18 protein-coding genes are annotated in these 18,327 nt (G+C 41.9%); 11 read left to right on the forward strand and 7 right to left on the reverse strand.

All coding sequences use genetic code 11. The annotated features are described in order from the left end of the window. Positions 1-346 precede the first annotated feature (346 nt). The 5 genes from JIG41_RS10765 (at position 347) to JIG41_RS10785 (ending at position 6,763) form a co-directional block, all read left to right on the forward strand. Complete coding sequence (locus JIG41_RS10765; RefSeq protein WP_065979648.1) at positions 347-1,036, forward strand: tRNA-uridine aminocarboxypropyltransferase; 690 nt, start codon at positions 347-349, stop codon at positions 1,034-1,036. A gap of 971 nt (positions 1,037-2,007) precedes the next feature. Further along, entirely contained in the window at positions 2,008-3,012 is a 1,005-nt protein-coding gene (locus JIG41_RS10770) for a Fe(3+) ABC transporter substrate-binding protein (protein ID WP_036965938.1), read from the forward strand. A 112-nt stretch (positions 3,013-3,124) separates the two neighbouring features. After that, on the forward strand, positions 3,125-4,759 hold the full coding sequence (locus JIG41_RS10775) for an iron ABC transporter permease (RefSeq protein ID WP_196857404.1): 1,635 nt from the start codon (positions 3,125-3,127) through the stop codon (positions 4,757-4,759). Further along, on the forward strand, positions 4,756-5,799 hold the full coding sequence (locus tag JIG41_RS10780; RefSeq protein ID WP_065979650.1) for an ABC transporter ATP-binding protein: 1,044 nt from the start codon (positions 4,756-4,758) through the stop codon (positions 5,797-5,799). Before JIG41_RS10775 ends, JIG41_RS10780 begins: the two co-directional genes overlap by 4 nt. A gap of 64 nt (positions 5,800-5,863) precedes the next feature. Next, a complete protein-coding gene (locus JIG41_RS10785) occupies positions 5,864-6,763 on the forward strand; it encodes a Dyp-type peroxidase (RefSeq protein WP_118844615.1) in 900 nt (299 codons plus the stop codon). A 2-nt stretch (positions 6,764-6,765) separates the two neighbouring features. Here the strand turns inward: JIG41_RS10785 and argR are convergent, their stop codons facing one another. Continuing rightward, a complete protein-coding gene (gene argR, locus JIG41_RS10790; RefSeq protein ID WP_036965948.1) occupies positions 6,766-7,233 on the reverse strand; it encodes a transcriptional regulator ArgR in 468 nt (155 codons plus the stop codon). 226 nt (positions 7,234-7,459) lie between these two features. On the opposite strand from argR, the gene mdh reads away from it, so the two are divergent. Continuing rightward, a complete protein-coding gene (gene mdh / locus JIG41_RS10795) occupies positions 7,460-8,395 on the forward strand; it encodes a malate dehydrogenase (RefSeq protein WP_199524730.1) in 936 nt (311 codons plus the stop codon). A gap of 98 nt (positions 8,396-8,493) precedes the next feature. Here the strand turns inward: mdh and ispB are convergent, their stop codons facing one another. Next, positions 8,494-9,465: an octaprenyl diphosphate synthase gene (ispB, locus tag JIG41_RS10800; protein ID WP_036965954.1), complete on the reverse strand. Its 972-nt coding sequence runs from the start codon at positions 9,463-9,465 to the stop codon at positions 8,494-8,496. Positions 9,466-9,875: 410 nt separating this feature from the next. Here ispB and rplU point away from each other — a divergent pair, with 410 nt between their 5' ends. The 5 genes from rplU to JIG41_RS10825 all read left to right on the forward strand — a co-directional run bounded on the left by rplU (position 9,876) and on the right by JIG41_RS10825 (position 12,793). Beyond that, complete coding sequence (gene rplU, locus JIG41_RS10805) at positions 9,876-10,187, forward strand: 50S ribosomal protein L21 (protein WP_036965957.1); 312 nt, start codon at positions 9,876-9,878, stop codon at positions 10,185-10,187. A gap of 16 nt (positions 10,188-10,203) precedes the next feature. Continuing rightward, positions 10,204-10,461: a 50S ribosomal protein L27 gene (gene rpmA / locus JIG41_RS10810; RefSeq protein WP_036965960.1), complete on the forward strand. Its 258-nt coding sequence runs from the start codon at positions 10,204-10,206 to the stop codon at positions 10,459-10,461. 157 nt (positions 10,462-10,618) lie between these two features. After that, positions 10,619-11,773, forward strand: a complete 1,155-nt coding sequence (gene cgtA / locus JIG41_RS10815; RefSeq protein ID WP_199524731.1) for an Obg family GTPase CgtA — start codon at positions 10,619-10,621, stop codon at positions 11,771-11,773. Between the two features lie 80 nt (positions 11,774-11,853). After that, positions 11,854-12,333, forward strand: a complete 480-nt coding sequence (gene folA, locus JIG41_RS10820) for a type 3 dihydrofolate reductase (RefSeq protein ID WP_036969051.1) — start codon at positions 11,854-11,856, stop codon at positions 12,331-12,333. A 79-nt stretch (positions 12,334-12,412) separates the two neighbouring features. After that, the gene (locus JIG41_RS10825) at positions 12,413-12,793 is read left to right on the forward strand and encodes a DUF3718 domain-containing protein (RefSeq protein WP_036965965.1); all 381 of its coding nucleotides are present in this window, start codon (positions 12,413-12,415) and stop codon (positions 12,791-12,793) included. 387 nt (positions 12,794-13,180) lie between these two features. Here JIG41_RS10825 and JIG41_RS10830 read toward each other — a convergent pair whose 3' ends face one another. The 5 genes from JIG41_RS10830 to pdxA all read right to left on the reverse strand — a co-directional run bounded on the left by JIG41_RS10830 (position 13,181) and on the right by pdxA (position 18,327). Next, positions 13,181-15,196 carry a methyl-accepting chemotaxis protein gene (locus tag JIG41_RS10830; protein WP_036965967.1) on the reverse strand — a complete coding sequence of 672 codons (2,016 nt, stop codon included), beginning with the start codon at positions 15,194-15,196 and terminating at the stop codon, positions 13,181-13,183. A 140-nt stretch (positions 15,197-15,336) separates the two neighbouring features. Beyond that, complete coding sequence (locus tag JIG41_RS10835) at positions 15,337-16,152, reverse strand: symmetrical bis(5'-nucleosyl)-tetraphosphatase (protein ID WP_036965970.1); 816 nt, start codon at positions 16,150-16,152, stop codon at positions 15,337-15,339. 6 nt (positions 16,153-16,158) lie between these two features. Continuing rightward, the gene (gene apaG, locus JIG41_RS10840) at positions 16,159-16,548 is read right to left on the reverse strand and encodes a Co2+/Mg2+ efflux protein ApaG (RefSeq protein ID WP_036965974.1); all 390 of its coding nucleotides are present in this window, start codon (positions 16,546-16,548) and stop codon (positions 16,159-16,161) included. Further along, complete coding sequence (gene rsmA / locus JIG41_RS10845) at positions 16,532-17,338, reverse strand: 16S rRNA (adenine(1518)-N(6)/adenine(1519)-N(6))-dimethyltransferase RsmA (protein WP_036965978.1); 807 nt, start codon at positions 17,336-17,338, stop codon at positions 16,532-16,534. The genes apaG and rsmA overlap by 17 nt, the downstream gene beginning before the upstream one ends. Continuing rightward, positions 17,338-18,327 (reverse strand): 4-hydroxythreonine-4-phosphate dehydrogenase PdxA, encoded by a 990-nt coding sequence (gene pdxA / locus JIG41_RS10850; RefSeq protein ID WP_065979655.1) that lies wholly within the window; start codon positions 18,325-18,327, stop codon positions 17,338-17,340. Before pdxA ends, rsmA begins: the two co-directional genes overlap by 1 nt.

Below are 18,327 nucleotides of genomic sequence, written 5' to 3' on the forward strand. Positions count from 1 at the left end.
GTTTTAAAAACCCAGCTCCGGCTGGGTTTTTTGTTATTTATAGGGATTAAGTATTAGGAATTAGAATTTAGAGGTTAGAAATTAGAAGTTAGAGATTAGAAGTTAGAGATTAGAAGTTAGAGATTAGAAGTTAGAGATTAGAAGTTAGAGATTAGAAGTTAGAGATTAGAAGTTAGAAGTTTGATCTGACCCCGATAAAGTAGAAGGTAGATTACACACATAAAAAATGTGGGGTTATTTTTTCTAACCACTAACCACTAACCACTAACCACTAACCACTCGCATTGATTTCTATTCCTGCTATTTTTAGCTACAATACGCGCCGTTCAATTTTCTGGTAAACACAGTGGCTACTATCTCAAATAACTCCGTCTTGGTACTTCGTGCTAAACAATTGGGCGAATCTCGCCGAGAATTTAAAGCCCGAGGAGCAAAACTCACACGCTGCGAACGGTGCTTATTAGCAGAACACTACTGCATTTGTGAAGGTGTTCAACAGGCTGAATGTGAAGCCGCTGTATGCCTATTGATGTATCATAACGAGAGTTTTAAACCCTCTAATACAGGGCGCTTAATTGCCGAAATCATTCCCGATAACCACGCATTTAAATGGGATCGAACAAACCCTGATGCCGCGCTTCTAAGTTTATTGGCCGATCCTCAGTATCAGCCGATGGTTATTTTTCCTGCCAGTGATGTTGAGGACGAAAACCGTGTGATTACCGAGGTGATACCTGAACAAGGCAAGCGTCCGCTTTTTATCTTTTTAGATGGCACTTGGCGTGAAGCTAAAAAGATGATCCGTAAAAGTCCTTACTTAGATCACTTACCCGTGCTGTCTATCACGCCTGAAAAGTTGTCTGATTATCGTTTACGTGTCGCTCCCCATGAACACCAGCTAGGAACGGCTGAAGTCGCTATTATGGTTTTGGCACTTGCCGGTGAAGAAGAAGCAACCAACAGGCTAGAAGAGCACTTTATTAACTTTAGAGATGCCTATTTGCTTGGTAAAAGAAACAAAGGTCGCCCAGAGTAATTCTTGTATCAATTTGATTTATTGAGCGCTCTATTTTGAGGCAATAAAAGTTGAGGCAATAAAAGTCAGAGGTAAAAAAGCGCGTCGGTAACAAGGTATCAGTTTTGTGATTAGGTTTTATTAAATGAGAAACTTTTAACGTTGTTTACGTCAGCTTTTAATCCTTCAAAATGATTGAGTATTATTGCGGGTAGGTAGTATGCAAAAGAAAAGCGCGAACTATCTCTAGTCGCGCTTGCGGAATCTTCTTAATTTTCTGCATCCTGCAATTGAATCTAATCAACTCCATAAACTTTGCAAATCCATGCCATTACACTGTACTTAGTTGTTCTGTGTAATAAAGACTCTCCGGGTCTATATCCTGTCCATTCCTTTACATCCGTGCTGGTAAATACTTTACCTTTCCATTACGCATCATCGTGATGCTATCCCTTTATTAGCAATTCCCTTGCGTTGTCCTTACGACCTGTCCTTTATTCCACTTTTTGAACTCCTGTATAACAACACCCTGTTGTTATTCCATTTCACATCATCCTGATGCTGTCCATAAGCTGTCATTCCCTTGCGTTACTCTTCCTGAGCCTGTCCTAATATCCTTACTATCCTAATGAACCTTATCCGAGGTTTGATATGAGTAATGCTTCCCTATCCATCTACTCATAAAGCTTCATGCTTAGCTGATAAGTTAATTATAGAGAAATTGCCAAGCGCGAGTAGGTCAAAATCGTGCTTAAAATAGCGGTCATTTTATTGTCATTTTAATTAAATTGTTTATTTTCAGTTTGTTATGGGTTTTTATGTGGTTTTTGCTGTCTGCTTTTACTCAATAGCTGCCATGTAGGTAAGATATCTCTCACAAGTAACTTCCTAAATGGCAGCTAACATGATTGTTTTATGACTATTAACAGGTGCACTTTGCCTTAAGTGTAGGTAAAATATTTTGAGAATTGTTTTTATTTAGGTGTTAAATAATGAAAAAAACAGCGTTAGTCTTATTCACGGCTTTACTAAGCACACCTGCACTTTCAGCGGATGTCGTTAATATATATTCATTCCGACAACCTTTTTTAATTCAACCAATTTTAGATGATTTCACTCAGCAAACGGGCATAAAAACCAATGTTGTTTTTGCTAAAAAGGGCCTGATTGAACGCGTAAAGCGCGAAGGTAAGCATAGCAAGGCTGATCTCGTTTTGACGTCAAATTTTAGTGCGCTTGTACAGTTAGAAGAGCTTGGTTTAACGCAATCAATTAACAGTGATATTGTTAATGCAAATGTCCCCAGTACTTTTCGTGATGAACAAGGGCAGTGGATTGCACTTACTAAACGAGTGCGCAATGTCTACTCAGCAAAAGAGCGAGTTGGCGCGTTACCCACACTGAGTTATGAAGACTTAGCCGATCCAAAATACAAAGGCAAATTATGTACGCGCCCTGGTAAGCACCCTTATAACTTAGGCCTAGTAGCGTCTATGGTGGCGCATCACGGTGAAGTAAAAACAAAAGAATGGCTTGAAGGCGTAAAATCAAATTTAGCTCGTAAACCACAAGGTAACGACCGTGCACAAGTTAAAGCGGTAAAAGAAGGGCTGTGTGATATTGCCTTAGGTAATAGTTATTACTTTGGTAAAATGTTGCAGGATGAGCAGCAAAAGTCATGGGCTGAAGCGGTGCATATTAACTTCCCTAATCAAACAAACCGAGGCTCACATATTAATGTATCGGGGGTGGTGATGACGAAATATGCCAAAAACCCTGAAAATGCCTTGAAACTGATTGAGTATATGACCGACAATAAAGCGCAAAATATGTATGCCTCAGTTAATATGGAGTACCCAGTAAAACAAGGGGTTGCTTTATCTGATATGGTGGCATCATGGGGCAAATTTAAAGAAGATACTTTGTCGCTTGATGAAATTAGCAAATATCGCCCTGTGGCACTTAAGCTAATTGATGAAGTGAAGTTTGATTTATAACGCACAAAGCGTTATTCCAGCTTAAAAATTTGAAAAAGCTGTTTAAGCGGCATTGCTTAAACAGCTTTTGTTTTATATCGCCCTGTTATTAATGAAGGAATAACAGCCTCGTATGCATGTGAAGTTTTCGTTGTCTCGCTGGCAGTTAATAGCTTGGTTTATCGGGTTATTGCTTGTAACACCTCTTGGCTTTTTATTAGTGGAGTCTCTGCAAGGAGGCTCTGATGTGTTTCAGCACTTGTTTGATACTGTGTTGTGGGATTACACCCGCAATACTCTATTCTTGATTGCTGGAGTCGGGCTTTTAAGTTGCCTCATCGCGCTGCCATTAGCGTGGTTGACTGCGTATTGTGAGTTTCCGGGGCGAAAGCAATTTGAGTGGGCGCTCATGCTGCCACTTGCCATGCCGACCTACTTAATTGCTTATGTTTACACGGACTTACTCGATTATGCAGGTCCCGTACAAATTGCGCTACGTGATTGGTTTGGTTGGCAATCGCCGGATGACTATTGGTTTTTCGATATTCGTACCTTAACAGGAGCAATTGTGATGATTGCCCTTGTGTTGTATCCCTACCTGTATTTAATTTTCAAAACAGCACTGAGAGAGCAATCATTTAAACTTGTGCAAGCCAGCCAGTTAATGGGGTTGTCCCCTTTGCAAAGCTTCTTACGAGTAAGCTTGCCACTTGGCCGCGGCGCTATTGTGGCGGGTATTACCTTAATTAGCATGGAGGCGATGGCTGACTTTGCAACAGTGAATTATTTTGCTGTGAGTACATTGACGACCGCCGTTTACGATACCTGGTTGGGGTATTACTCTCTCACTGCGGCTGCAAAAATTTCTGGCATTATGTTGCTCATTTTATTCTTAACCCTGATGCTTGAGCGCTACAGCCGAAGAAACCAAGCCGTATATGAGCGCCAATCAAGTGTTAATAGTGCGACGTTATACAGCTTAAAAGGCAGCGCAGCCTGGGGGGCAACAATAGCCTGTAGCCTTACTTTGCTGCTGGCGTTTTTATTACCCGTGGCAGTGCTTGTGAAGTACGCTATTGTGTATGCGGAAGATGCGTGGAATGGTGCATTTTTTAATTATGCATGGCAAAGCCTCAAGGTTGCTGTCGTCGTGAGCCTGGCGACTATTATACTGAGCTTATGTGTGCTGTTTTATCAACGCATAAGTAAAGACCGTTACCCCCTTATTCCTGGACGTCTAGCGAGTACAGGGTACGCACTACCAGGCACGGTGCTTGCTATCGCCGTTTTACTGCCTTTAACGCAGCTTGATGACTTACTGAATGCATGGTTAGAGCCGCACGGTTTTTCGTTAGGCCTAGTATTAAGTGGTACTCTATTTGCGATGGTTTTTGCTTATATAGTGCGTTTCTATGCAATTGCGCATGGAGCGCTTGAAAGTAGTTTCTTACGTATCAGCCCCTCACTCGATATGGCGAGTCAATCAATGGGCAAAGGGCCTTTTACAACCCTGTATAAAGTTCATTTACCCTTGCTAAAACGCGGTATATTAACCGCAGGATTATTAGTATTTATTGAATGTATGAAAGAGCTACCCGCCGCATTGCTCTTGCGTCCATTTAACTTTGAAACTTTGGCCACGCATGTTTTTCAGTATGTCAGTGATGAACAATTAGAGTTAGCGTCTATTTCGGCCTTGTTTATTGTTTTAGTAGGACTAATTCCTTTGTATTTCGTTAATCGTTCGATGGAGCACAATCACTCATGAGTCATTTGATAATTAAAGACTTAGCCTACCAATATAATGGCACTAAGGTATTGAGTGAGCTTACTCTAAATGTGAAGCAAGACGAAATAGTCTGTTTATTAGGCGCCAGTGGGTGTGGTAAAACCACCACGTTAAAAGCAATTGCAGGTATTTTACAGCCATCGCAAGGATACATGAGTATCGACTCACAAGTGGTCAATGACAATCATCATTTTATTGCGCCAGAAAAACGAAATATCGGCATGATGTTTCAAGATTACGCTTTGTTTCCGCATCTAACAGTAAGCGATAACATTGCCTTTGGTTTGAGCAATATGAGTAAAGCACAAAAACGTGAGCGCGTGAGTGAAATGCTCAGGTTGGTTAAACTAGATGGCTGTGCAAAACGATACCCACATCAACTCTCCGGTGGGCAGCAACAACGTGTCGCAATAGCGAGAGCTTTGGCATATAAACCCAGTTTATTACTACTTGATGAGCCATTTTCGAACATTGATACCCAAGTGCGTTTTGAATTAATTGCTGATATTCGTCGGATTATAAAAGACCAACAAGTTTCCGCTGTTTTTGTGACGCACTCAAAAGAAGAAGCGTTTGCCTTTGCTGATACGCTTGCGGTGATGCACGGTGGAAAAATAGCGCAACAAGGCACTCCCGAGCAGTTATTTAGCCAACCTAACTCAAAGGAGGTTGCAGAGTTTCTTGGTACGGGCATATACTTAACGGCAAAAGTCTTAACGCCAACTGAATATGAAACGACGTATGGTGTCATACATTCGCTAACCGAAAGCAAGCATCAAGGTCAACACGGTGTGGTGTATGTACGACCTCATCATATTAAGTTATGTGAGGCAGAGCACGGCGATGTAAGTAGTCAAGCCATACTAAACAGACGTTTTATCGGTACGCGTTATGTGTATAAGGTACGTATTGCTGGGCAGGAGCTAGAAGTTGCTGCCGAAAATGATCGTGTACTAGCGGTCGAGCAACCAGTAAAAATAAAAATAATGCCACATACGGTCAATTTTTTCGAAGATTAAACAGAACGTTATAATCCTGAATTCCTTGTCTGTATGTTTGATAACGAGTAGCTAAGGATTCATTATGGCGCAAGCGCAATCTGGGATTTGTGCTGAAGCAAACTTACACGGTTTGCACCTGTTTTTTAATGTTTATGATGGTCACGATGAGTCATTACGCAAAAAACTTAAACGCGTAAGCGTCATTCAAGACGAGTTTGCAGACCAATTCTCTGAAGCCATGTTGTCATGTGTGGTTGCGCTTGGTGCGCAGTACTGGCCACATATACTGCCAGAGTTTATTCCAAGCCAATTACAAAGCTTTCCAAATGTGACGCACAGTGAGCACGTCATGAGTGCGCAGCCATTCGATTTGTTTGTGCAAATTCGCTCTGATCGTGAAGATGTAAATCACCTTTTTGCTCTACAAATCATTAAATTATTTACACCTGATGTTGAGTTGGTGGAACAAGTTCGTAACTTTCGCTTTTTAGATGGCCGCGATTTTAATGGCTTTATTTATGCGGGAGACACTCCGCATGGGCGACAAAAGCGAAGCACCGCACTGATTGATAAGCCGGGTCATTTTGAAGATCAGGGAAGTTATATTCATGTGCAGCGTTTTGTGCATGACCTAAGCGTGTGGCAACATTTGTCGTTATCTGAGCAAGAGCAAATCATGGGGCGTACACGTCTTGATAACACGTTAATAATGCCAGCTGTTGAAACGAGTCATGCAGTACGAAGTGAATTAAAAGATGAAAAGGGTCAGCCTCTCATACTCAATCAAAGCATGCCGTTTGGTGACGTTCATAAACAGGGCATTTTAATGGTGTCGTGTGCAGCGCAAGGTGATGCGTTTGAACAGGTACTCAAAAGCCGATTAGGGCAGGGCGAATGTTATGACCATTGGCTCGATTTTACACAAGCCGACATGGGGTCTGCATTTTTCGCCCCGTCAGTAAACTTTTTGAAGCAGCTTTAACGTTAAACTGTATCGAATAATGTTCTAACGCGGTCTAGCGTGACATCGATTTCAGAAATTTTTGCAGGGGCGATAAAAATAGTGTCGTCGCCTGCAATTGTACCCAGTACACCGTCTGCCTTACCTAATGAATCAAGTAATCGGGCAATCAGCTGTGCAGCCCCTGGGCTGGTACGAATAATAATCATCATTTCGTTGTGCATGATGTCGATAACAAGCTGACGAAGAGGGCTCTTTGCGGTTGGCACACCCATTTCGGCAGGTAAACAATACACCATCTCTTGTTTTGCATTGCGTGTGCGTACAGCACCAAATTTACTCAACATGCGTGAGACTTTACTTTGGCTAATATTATCAAAGCCTTGGTCTTTTAATGCTTCGACAATCTCACCTTGTGAGCCAAAGTTTTCTTCTTTTAATAACGATTTAAACGCTTTGATCAGTGCTTCTTGTTTGTCTTGTGGTTGCATGTTGTCGTTTCTTTTATTCATCAAATATGAAGTAATTCTACACAATTCTGCATAGTTATGCAGTATTTGTTTGCATTTGTCGTCCAAATACCGTCACGTTACAGCTAAGTTTACAACTATGGTCGAAATTATACGCGAAATAAGCAGGATAAATTTGTTTTTAGTCGCTAATTTCATTATCTTTAGGGCCACAAATATTTCCTACCTCAAATTACGGAGAATTCCAATGAAAGTTGCTGTTTTAGGCGCAGCTGGCGGTATCGGCCAAGCATTGTCTTTATTATTAAAAACAAGTTTACCTGCAGGTTCTGAATTATCGTTATACGATGTTGCCCCTGTTGTTCCTGGTGTAGCGGTTGATCTTTCTCACATCCCAACTGACGTTAAAGTTGAAGGCTTTGGTGCAGACAGCTTGGACGCTGCATTAGTAGGTTGTGATATCGTTCTTATTCCAGCGGGTATGCCACGTAAGCCGGGCATGGACCGTGCGGACCTTTTCAACGTAAACGCAGGTATCATCAAAACATTAGCTGAAGGCATCGTTAAAAACTGCCCTAAAGCGTTAGTAGGTATCATCACTAACCCAGTAAATGGCACTGTGCCAATCGTTGCTGAAGTATTCAAAAAAGCGGGTACTTACGATGCTAGCCGTGTATTCGGTATTACGACTCTTGACGTGATCCGTTCTGAAGCGTTTGTAGCTGAGCTTAAAGGCTTAAGCGCAACTGACGTTAAAGTCCCTGTTATTGGTGGTCACTCTGGTACAACAATTCTGCCACTTCTTTCACAAGTTGAAGGCGTTACTTTCACTGATGAAGAAGTTGCAGCACTTACTCCACGTATCCAAAATGCAGGTACTGAAGTTGTTAACGCTAAAGCTGGTGGCGGTTCAGCAACACTTTCAATGGGTGCCGCAGCGGCTCGTTTTTGTATGTCTTTAGTGAAAGGCTTACAAGGTGAAGACGTGGTAGATTACGCATACGTTGCTGTTGAAAATGGTGATGCTGCTTACTTCGCACACCCAGTACGTTTAGGTAAGAACGGTGTTGAAGAAATTCTTTCTTACGGTGAGTTAAGTGCATTCGAAGAGCAAGCTAAGAACGACATGCTAGCGACACTTAACAAAGACATCCAAGAAGGTGTTGATTTCATCAACGGTTAATCTCGATTGATGCTAAGCGCTTCACATGCATGTTGAAGCGCTTAAAACAAAAAAGCCTGCAATTGCAGGCTTTTTTAATGGCTCGAATAAAGTATCGCTTAATGATCGCGGGCGACCGCAATCCGCGCTAAGCTTTCTAATGCTTGTTTGTATGGCGTGTCGGGTAAAAAAGCAATGCATGCAATGGCTTTATCAGCTTCTTGCTCTGCTTTTTGCATTGTAAACTCAAGGGCTTTGGTATCAGCGAGCGTCGCTAGAATGCTGTCTAAGTGATCCATACCATTGCCTAGCTCAATGGCTTCACGAACTAGTTTTACTTGCGCTGGTGTGCCTTTTTGTATCGCGTAAATAAGCGGTAAAGTTGGTTTACCTTCAGCTAAGTCATCACCAATATTTTTGCCAAGTTGCTGTGCATCAGCATTGTAATCAAGTACATCATCTACTAGTTGAAAAGCAGTTCCTAAATGCATGCCGTATAGGTTTAATGCGTCGAGGACTTTTTCGTCTTGCTCGGTAATGATAGCGGCAAGACCCGTTGCGGCTTCGAAAAGCTTGGCGGTTTTGCTGTAAATAACCTGCATATAGCTTTGTTCGGTGGTGTTAGGGTCATTACAGTTCATAAGCTGCAACACTTCACCTTCAGCAATGACATTGGTCGCATCAGCTAAAATTTGCATGATCGGCATTTTGCCAAGCCCAACCATAAGCTGGAATGAGCGAGTGTAAATAAAATCACCCACGAGCACACTGGCTGCATTGCCAAACTCTGCGTTTGCGGTAGGTGTACCTCGACGCAAATTAGACTCATCAACCACGTCATCATGCAGCAAAGTTGCTGTGTGAATAAACTCAATGATGGTTGCTAGGGTAATGTGATCTTTACCCTCATAGCCTAAAGCTTTAGCTGCTAAAATAGCCAACATGGGGCGAACACGCTTGCCACCACTGTTAACTATGTATAAACCAAGTTGATTAACCAACGCGACATCTGAGCGCATTTGGGCATGTATAAGTTGATTGACGTCATCCATTTCATTTTCGATTAACGCCTGGATAGCTTTTATATCCATTGATCTCCGAGCCAATTTTTATGGGTATACGAGGCTGATTGTACATCAAAAATTGCGCTTGCTCGATATTTTGTGATGATTCAATAAAAAAACACGTTAAAGTTTCTGTTTTCGGCTCAATTATAACGACTTAATTTTATCTGCTTGTTTAATAAGTGAACATTCTAGACTGATTTATTAGCTATATTTGTCTCGGTCATTTAATTGTCACAAGATCGCAAAAACCGCTTGGCAAGCGGTGTTTTTAGGATAAAATAAGGGAAAATATTGAATTGCCCTTAATGCAGCTATTTTTTATTCATTTTATCTAAAAAGAGGCTTGCTAGTTTTTGCGCATTAGCGTAAACTTCGCGCCCTATTGAAGAATATTTTAGTTGCGTCGATTTGAGGGCGCACAGACGGAGTTAATTATGTACGCGGTTTTCCAAAGTGGTGGTAAACAGCACCGTGTGACTGAAGGTCAAACAATTCGTCTTGAGAAATTAGACGTTGAAACTGGTGCAGCAGTTGAATTTGATTCAGTACTTTTAGTTGCTGATGGTGAGAAAATCGAGATCGGTGTACCGTTCGTAAACGGTGGTAAAGTGACAGCTGAGGTTGTTTCACACGGTCGCGGTGAGAAAGTGAAGATTGTTAAATTTAGACGTCGTAAGCATTCTCGTAAGCAAATGGGCCATCGTCAATGGTTCACTGAAGTTAAAATCACTGGCATTAGCGCTTAATTAGAGGTACTTAGAAATGGCACATAAAAAAGCAGCTGGTAGTACTCGTAACGGTCGCGATTCAGAAAGCAAACGCCTAGGTGTTAAGCGTTTTGGTGGCGAATCAGTTCTAGCGGGTAGCATCATTGTTCGTCAACGTGGTACTAAGTTCCACGCTGGTGCAAACGTAGGTATCGGTAAAGACCACACTATCTTCGCAAAAGCAGATGGTAAAGTTCAATTCGAACAGAAAGGTCCTTTAAACCGTAAATACGTAAATATCGTAGCTGAGTAATCATCTCGATATTTGAAAAACCCCGCCTTTGCGGGGTTTTTTGTTTTAAGGCACTCGATTATATAGCTAAGCATCTTCGGCACTGTACGAAGATGCTTAGCTATATAATTAGGTGTATAATACAGTTATTAACAAGCCAATCTTAAAGTGAGTAATCATGAAGTTTGTAGATGAAGTGGAAATTCGTTGTGACGCGGGTGATGGCGGCAGCGGTGTCGTATCTTTCCGACGTGAAAAATATGTGCCGGATGGCGGTCCTGATGGCGGCGATGGCGGCGATGGTGGCAGTGTCTATCTACAGGCCGATGAAAACTTAAATACCTTAATTGATTATCAGTTTGAGCGTTTTCATAAAGCAGAGCGTGGCACCAATGGTCACGGTCGCAATATGACCGGTAAGAAGGGCAATGATTTAGTCCTTAAAGTGCCTGTTGGAACCCGTATTACAGATGTTGATACTGAAGAGTCATTAGGTGATTTAACGATGCATGGCCAGAAACTGGTTGTTGCAAAAGGAGGCTTCCATGGCTTGGGGAATGCACGCTTTAAATCAAGTACGAACCGTGCTCCGCGCCAAAAAACATTAGGTACGCCTGGCGAAGTAAGAAATTTACGTTTAGAACTGATGTTACTTGCTGATGTTGGCTTACTGGGGTTACCTAATGCGGGCAAATCAACATTTATTCGCAGTGTATCTGCGGCTAAACCTAAAGTTGCTGACTATCCATTTACAACGCTTATTCCTAATTTAGGGGTTGTGCGTCCTGATGCTAATAAGTCATTTGTCATAGCCGATATTCCAGGATTAATCGAAGGTGCCTCTGATGGAGCGGGTCTTGGTATTCGCTTCTTAAAACACTTAGAGCGTTGTCGTGTGCTGTTACATATCATCGATATTATGCCTGTCGATGGCACTAACCCAGTGGACAATGCGTTTGCGATTGTTAATGAGCTTCATCAGTACAGCCCTAAACTTGCTGATAAGCCGCGTTGGTTAGTGTTTAATAAAATAGATTTGCTGCCAGAAGACGAAGCTGAAGCACTTTGCCAACAAATAGCTGAAGAGCTGGGTGAAGAAACCAATGTTTACCGAATTTCTGCCGCAAACAAGCAAAATACCCAAGCACTTTGTCACGATATCATGGCGTTGCTTGATAGTATGCCGAAAGAAAAATTCGCTGAAGAAGAGAAAGAAGAAGTTGAATTTAAATGGGATACATACCATCAAAAAGCAACGTCGAAAGATGACGACGACGATTGGGGTGATTGGGACGATGATGACTACGATGTTGAAGTTATCTACCAACGTTAAAGTTTAAAACGGAAAAGGAGCCTCGCGCTCCTTTTTTATTAATAAGAAAAAAGTATTAAAGGTGTAGTGTGAAAATTTCAATGATTGCTGCAATGGCAAATAATCGTATTATTGGTCAAGACAATCAAATGCCTTGGCATTTGCCTGCCGACTTACAGCACTTTAAACAGGTTACTATGGCTAAACCTGTGATTATGGGACGTAAAACCTTTGAGTCTATAGGTCGACCATTACCAGGGCGTCAAAACATAATTATTAGCCGTAATGCTGATTATAAAGCGGAAGGGATTGAGGTTGTAACGTCGCCAGATGCGGCGCTAGCCCTAGTAAAAGAGGCAGATGAAGTGATGATCATCGGTGGAGGAAATATTTATCAGCAGTTTCTTCCTCACGCAGAGCGACTTTATTTAACCTTCATTGATCTTGATGTAGAGGGAGATACGCAGTTCCCAGATTACGAAAGTGTTGCTAACTGGACAGTTGTCGAGCAGGAAGAGAAACTGCCAGATAACAACAATCCACACCCGTATACTTTTGTTACTTTGTATAAAAAACCTTAACAATATTGCGATAAAATGGTTTGATTGGTACAATAATAGTCAAGCTTGGTAAGCTAAAAGTATTACATAAGGGCAAAATATGATGAAGTTACCAAATATGTTATTAGCCGCAGCAGTTGTTACGGCTTCAGTTGCGTACACAGCACCTGTTAAAGCCGACGATCAACAGTTGGCGCTTTCACTTTGTGAGTACATTGCTGCAGATGATAAGAATCGTTTACGTGATAAACTAAAAAGTTCACGCGTAAAGATCCGTAATATCATCGACGCTTTTAAGTGCAATGACAACAACATGCTTCGTCATGCAATTGTGAGTGGTGCAAACGATACGGGTGAGTATATTGTTAAGCGTTTACCATCTTCTTCATTTGAAGACGGTGCAGACATCGCATGGGCTGAAGCCAATGGCTTTGGTGGCTCGCCAGTTGTTGCTGCTATTAAAGAGCGCGCAGGTCTTTAATAGTAAAGCCAAACAGATTTATAAAAACCGCACTCGTTGCGGTTTTTTTATGTCTGTGAATAATACCAATTCAAAATCATACTAATACCTATCTGCAATAATACTTACTCATTTTGAGTGATTACACCAGTCGCTAGCTGCGTTAAAAATGTCTGATTTACGACTGCATGGATGCCGGAGGGAGAGCAATGCAGGAGCAATTGCCGAGAACAACTAAATAACGAAATTTTTGTCTTGTTATCAACGCGGTTTTATTGCCTCAAAATAGACCTCTTAATTAAGCACAGTGGTATGAATGGGGATCATTGAATGAGCTGAAGGGGGAATAAAAAAACCGTGTTTGCAATGCTAAACACGGTTTTTCTATTTAGGTATAGCGAAGGCTATTTAAACTTTAAAGGCATCCACCGACAGTCGTAACTCTTCAGCTAATTTAGCGACTTCTGAGCTTGAAATGTTCGTCTGGTTAGCCCCTTCAGCTGTTTGTTCAGCAATAGCAACGATTGACTCTAAGCGCTCACTGATCTCTTGCGAGACTTGTTGTTGTTCGTGCGCAGCTGTCGATATTTCTTCACTTACGTTATGTGCTTGGGCAACAGCTGCGGTGATTGAGTCAAGTGCAGTGTTGGCTTGGTCTGATTGCTCAACACATGATTCAGCTTGTTGCTTACCTTTAGACATTGCGGCAACAGCGGCTTCAGCACCAATTTGCAGTGATTCAATCATGGCTTGGATTTCCTGCGTAGACTCTTGAGTTTTGCTCGCAAGAGAGCGTACTTCGTCTGCGACAACAGCAAAGCCACGGCCTTGTTCACCTGCGCGTGCTGCCTCAATAGCGGCATTAAGTGCAAGAAGGTTTGTTTGCTCTGCAATGCCACGTATCACATCTAAGATACCGCCAATTGATGCACTGTCTTTATGCAGCTTATTAATGACTTGAGACGCGTCATCGACTTCACGAGCAAGCTGTTCAATCGTCGCTTTGTTTTGCGATGAGATACCCTTAACACGCTCGGCTTCTTTATCTGCGTTTTTAATTTCACTCAGCGCTTGTTGAGCACTGCTGCTAACCGCTTGAGAGGTACTGCTCATTTCTGTCGTCGCCGTTGCTGCTTGTTCTACTTGTGCTTGCTGGTTACGAATGGCTTGGCTTGACTCTTCGGTAATCGCCGATGTTTCCTCAGACGCAGCGGCAAGTTGCGTAGAACGAGAAATAATACCTTGGATTAGCGTACGTAAGCTTTCTATTAATGTATTACAGCTACGTGAAAGCTCACCAAATTCATCTTTTGCAGTGTCATCTAAACGTTGTGTCATATCACCACTGGCAACGATATCTAGAATACGGTTTACTTCAGAAAGTGGCTTAGTGATACGGTTTACAGTCATGGCTGCAACAACGATTGCAATGAGCGTTGCAATAATCATAGCGACCCAAGTCCAAAGCGTAGCCGTTGTTACGTTACCACTGACGTCTTGCTGTAAATCAAAGGCAAGCACTGTGGCATGATCAACGAGTTCACGCAGTTGTGTTAATGCTTCTGTTGTCGAGTTTTCGGCATTAGCAAGCTCCGCTTCAGTTTGAGCAATGGCATCAATTAAACGTTTTTTGTTGGCCGATAAACTATTTGAACCTTTTACATTGTTGGCAAGTGTTTCAAAGTAGCCGTTTAAATCATTGTATAGGCTTGCATTCGACTCAATAACAGCGGGGCGAATTAAGCTTAAGCTGCGCTCAATTTCTTCAAGGTAATATATTTGCTCTTTTTTAATGATTTCTAGCGTATTCAGTGTTTTCACTGTGAGCATATCAGTGCTGTTAGTCACTAATGATTGAAAATGATTTTCTAAGTTATTTGCCGCTTGATAAGCACGTGAGTGATTCTCTTCTAAGCCATCAATATCAATAATATCGAGTACCACAGAGTTTGCATCTTCAGCGCTAAGCTCAATACTTTCAAGTTGAGTACTGAGAGTTTTGTTAAGTTCAAGCTGCGTTTTTTTATCTTTAAACAGGTTATCAACCGATTTAGCAAAACGTTTATAGGTTTGTTCTACTTGTTGACTACTTTGTTTTAGTTTTGGGTCATCACTAACCACGTTTTGTAAATCTTGATAAGAATTATCATAACGTTTTTTCTGTTCATTAAAGCTGCTACGTGTCGCTGCTAGCTCATCTTGTGATGCTGTGTAAAAGCTCGCTTGTGCGGATTTACTCATTAAGATGAATTCGACCTGTAGCTCATAGCTTTTATCGAGAGCAGGGAGTGACAGCTGATTAACTCGCTGTGTAGATTGATCAATATTGGTAATTCTGATCAATGAGTTACCACCAATAAATAGCAAGAGTAGGGTAATGACAATAAAGCCGCCCCAAATACGCTGTCTAACGGTCAAGTTCATATGTAATTCCACTAATAGTACTAATCAGTATTTATCGGCAGGGTTGCTGATAAGTTAAGTATTTAAATTAAATTGGCTTTTATTTAAATTTACTTTAATTGATATAAATCTAACAGATGTTCAGTTATTTTTCAGTTAATTTAGATAAAAGAGTGAGAACTTTCGACAAAACGCTCTTTTTTACTGAGTTCCATGAGAGTCATTTCTCCTCCCCACACACAGCCTGTATCAAGGCCATGTATATTTGCTCGTTGGGTTTTTCCTTCAATTGCCGCCCAGTGACCAAAAACAATCTGCTGCGTTAATTGCGTTATATTCGGGTGTTCAAACCACGGTATTGTTGAGCTATTTGCACTGGTACTGGTTTTGTTTGTGAGGTCTAAATGGGCCTCTTTGTCTACAAAACGCATGCGTGTGAAGTAATTTACAATGTAGCGAAACTTAGCTTCATTACTGAGTGTTGACTGCCATTTAGGCGGATGAGTATCGTACATATGGCTAAAAAAATGTCGAGCATCAGCACCTTGATAGCAATTCTTTGCAAAGCGAGCGCGTTTCAATGCTTTCTTAATCGACCAATTGGGGTTTAAACCGGCATGACTTATGAACATGTCATACTTTTCAAGCCATAGAGCAAGTGGTTGTTGCTGTAAAAATTGAATATAGTCAGTGAGTTTAGAGCTGCTAAAAACAGCACTGAGCTTATCTTTTGGGTTGTGTGGTTTATTTAAATGATAACACGCGATCATGTGCAGGTCATGATTGCCAAGCGTAATGCTGACACTGCCTTGCATTGCATAGAGTCGCTCAAGGCACCCAAGGGAATCTGGGCCTCGAGCAACTATGTCACCAACTAGGTATAGGTGGTCTTTGCTAGGATTAAAATTAACGCGCTTGAGTAGTGCGTCAAATTCACTGTAGCACCCTTGCAAATCCCCTATCGCGTAGTCAGCCATCGATACTTAATGCAGTATGTTAGGGCGTGCTAGACGAAACACGTCTATCGGGGCTTCAAATTCAGTGCCGAATTCGTTACGCATGGTGTAATAACCTTGCATTGTCCCTACAGGGGTGTCGAGCACTGCGCCGCTGGTGTATTTATAACTTTCACCTGGGGCAATAGTGGGGGTTTCACCAACGACACCTTCGCCTTGAACTTCGACTTCCTTGCCATTGGCATCGGTAATTAACCAGTAGCGACTTAATAGCTTAGCACTGCACAAACTATGATTTTTAATCGTGATAGAGTAAGCAAAAACGTATTTATCTTGTTCAGGCTCCGATTGACCTTCAACGTAGAAGGTCTCAACAGAGACCTTAATTGGCGAACCTAAATTACTGCTTGTTGTCATAAATCCAATTAGCTATATCAATAAATTGTTGTAAAGACAGACTTTCTGCACGAAGTGTAATATCAATACCAATGCCTGTAAGTTCTTCAGCAGTCAGTAGGTTTGATAAACTGTTGCGCAGTGTTTTACGACGTTGGTTAAACGCTTCTAAGCACACAGTGTTTAAAAGCTTGGTACTTTTAGCTGTACGTTGCTCAGGCTTCTTAGGGATCAAGCGAATGACCGCTGAATCAACTTTAGGTGCAGGTTTAAAGCACTCTGGGGGCACATCAATCACTGGCATTGCATGGCAGTAATACTGTGTCATGACAGTTAAGCGGCCAAATGCTTTGCTACCAGGGCTTGCTACCATGCGCTTAACAACCTCTTTTTGAAGCATAAAGTGCATATGCTCAACGTTGTCAGCAAATTCAAATAAATGAAACAGCAGAGGAGTCGAAACATTGTATGGCAAGTTACCAAAAATCTTTAGTTTTTCGTCTTCTTTAATCAGGGTGCTAAAATCAAACTTCATTGCATCACCTTGATGCACTGTTAGTTTTGGCCCTAAAAAAGGATGACTTACTAAACGCTCTGCTAAGTCTTTATCTAGCTCAACAACAGTTAGATGGCCACTTAAGTCTGCAACGGGTTCGGTGATAGCACCAAGACCAGGGCCGATTTCTACTAAATTGTCTTCGGGTTTAGGATCGATAGCCGTCACAATTTTATCGATGATCATGTCATCATTTAAAAAGTTTTGGCCAAAACGCTTTCTGGCGCGGTGTCCTAAATGTACTTTATCAGTCATTAATTTTGTGCTTTTTCATGGGCGAGCTTAATTGCTTCGCGGATCGCTAATTCAAAACTACCCACATCGGCGGTTCCTGTACCGGCTAAATCAAGTGCCGTACCGTGATCCACTGATGTGCGAATAAATGGCAAGCCAAGGGTGATGTTCACCGAGTTGCCGAAACCTTTGTATTTTAGCACAGGTAATCCCTGATCGTGATACATAGCAAGCACGGCGTCGGCCTGTGACAGGTATTTATCTTGAAATAATGTATCAGCGGGCAGCGGACCAATTAAATTCATACCCTGATTATTTAATAATTCGAGGGTGGGGGCTATCGTATCTATTTCTTCGCGGCCTAAATGACCATCTTCACCAGCATGTGGGTTTAAACCACACACCAAAATACGGGGTTTTTCGATACCAAATTTAGTCTGTAGATCGTGGTTTAAAATCGTTGCCACTTTGCTTAGGCGCTCAACGGTGATAGCACGTGACACATAAGCTAATGGAATATGCGTAGTGACAAGGGCAACACGTAATCCCTCGGTTGCAAGCAGCATCACTACATCTGCTGTATTAGATTGCTGCGCAAAGTACTCGGTATGACCGCTAAACGAAATACCCGCTTTGTTGATAATGCCTTTGTGTACAGGGCCTGTGACTACTGCCGCAAAGGTGCCATCCATATTTTTTTCACTGGCGATACGAAGCGTATCTAACACATATTGACCGTTTGCATCATTTAAGACACCCACTTCAACTTCTTCAGCTAGGTCAACCTGATGCAAATAGACACTGCCTGCCGGTGCAATTGCTGGAGCTTGGTCTTCATCAAATTTGATCAGGTCGATGTTTAAACCAAGCTGTTTGGCGCGTTGTTTTAATAACGCACCATCAGCAATTACGACAAGTTGGGCATCCCACGCGTGTTGCGCTAACTTAATTAATAAATCAGGGCCTATACCTGCGGGTTCACCTGGGGTGATTGCTACTCTTATTGTCAT

It is taken from the genome of Pseudoalteromonas sp. bablab_jr011 (assembly GCF_016464045.1).
In the GTDB taxonomy this organism is placed as follows: domain Bacteria; phylum Pseudomonadota; class Gammaproteobacteria; order Enterobacterales; family Alteromonadaceae; genus Pseudoalteromonas; species Pseudoalteromonas lipolytica.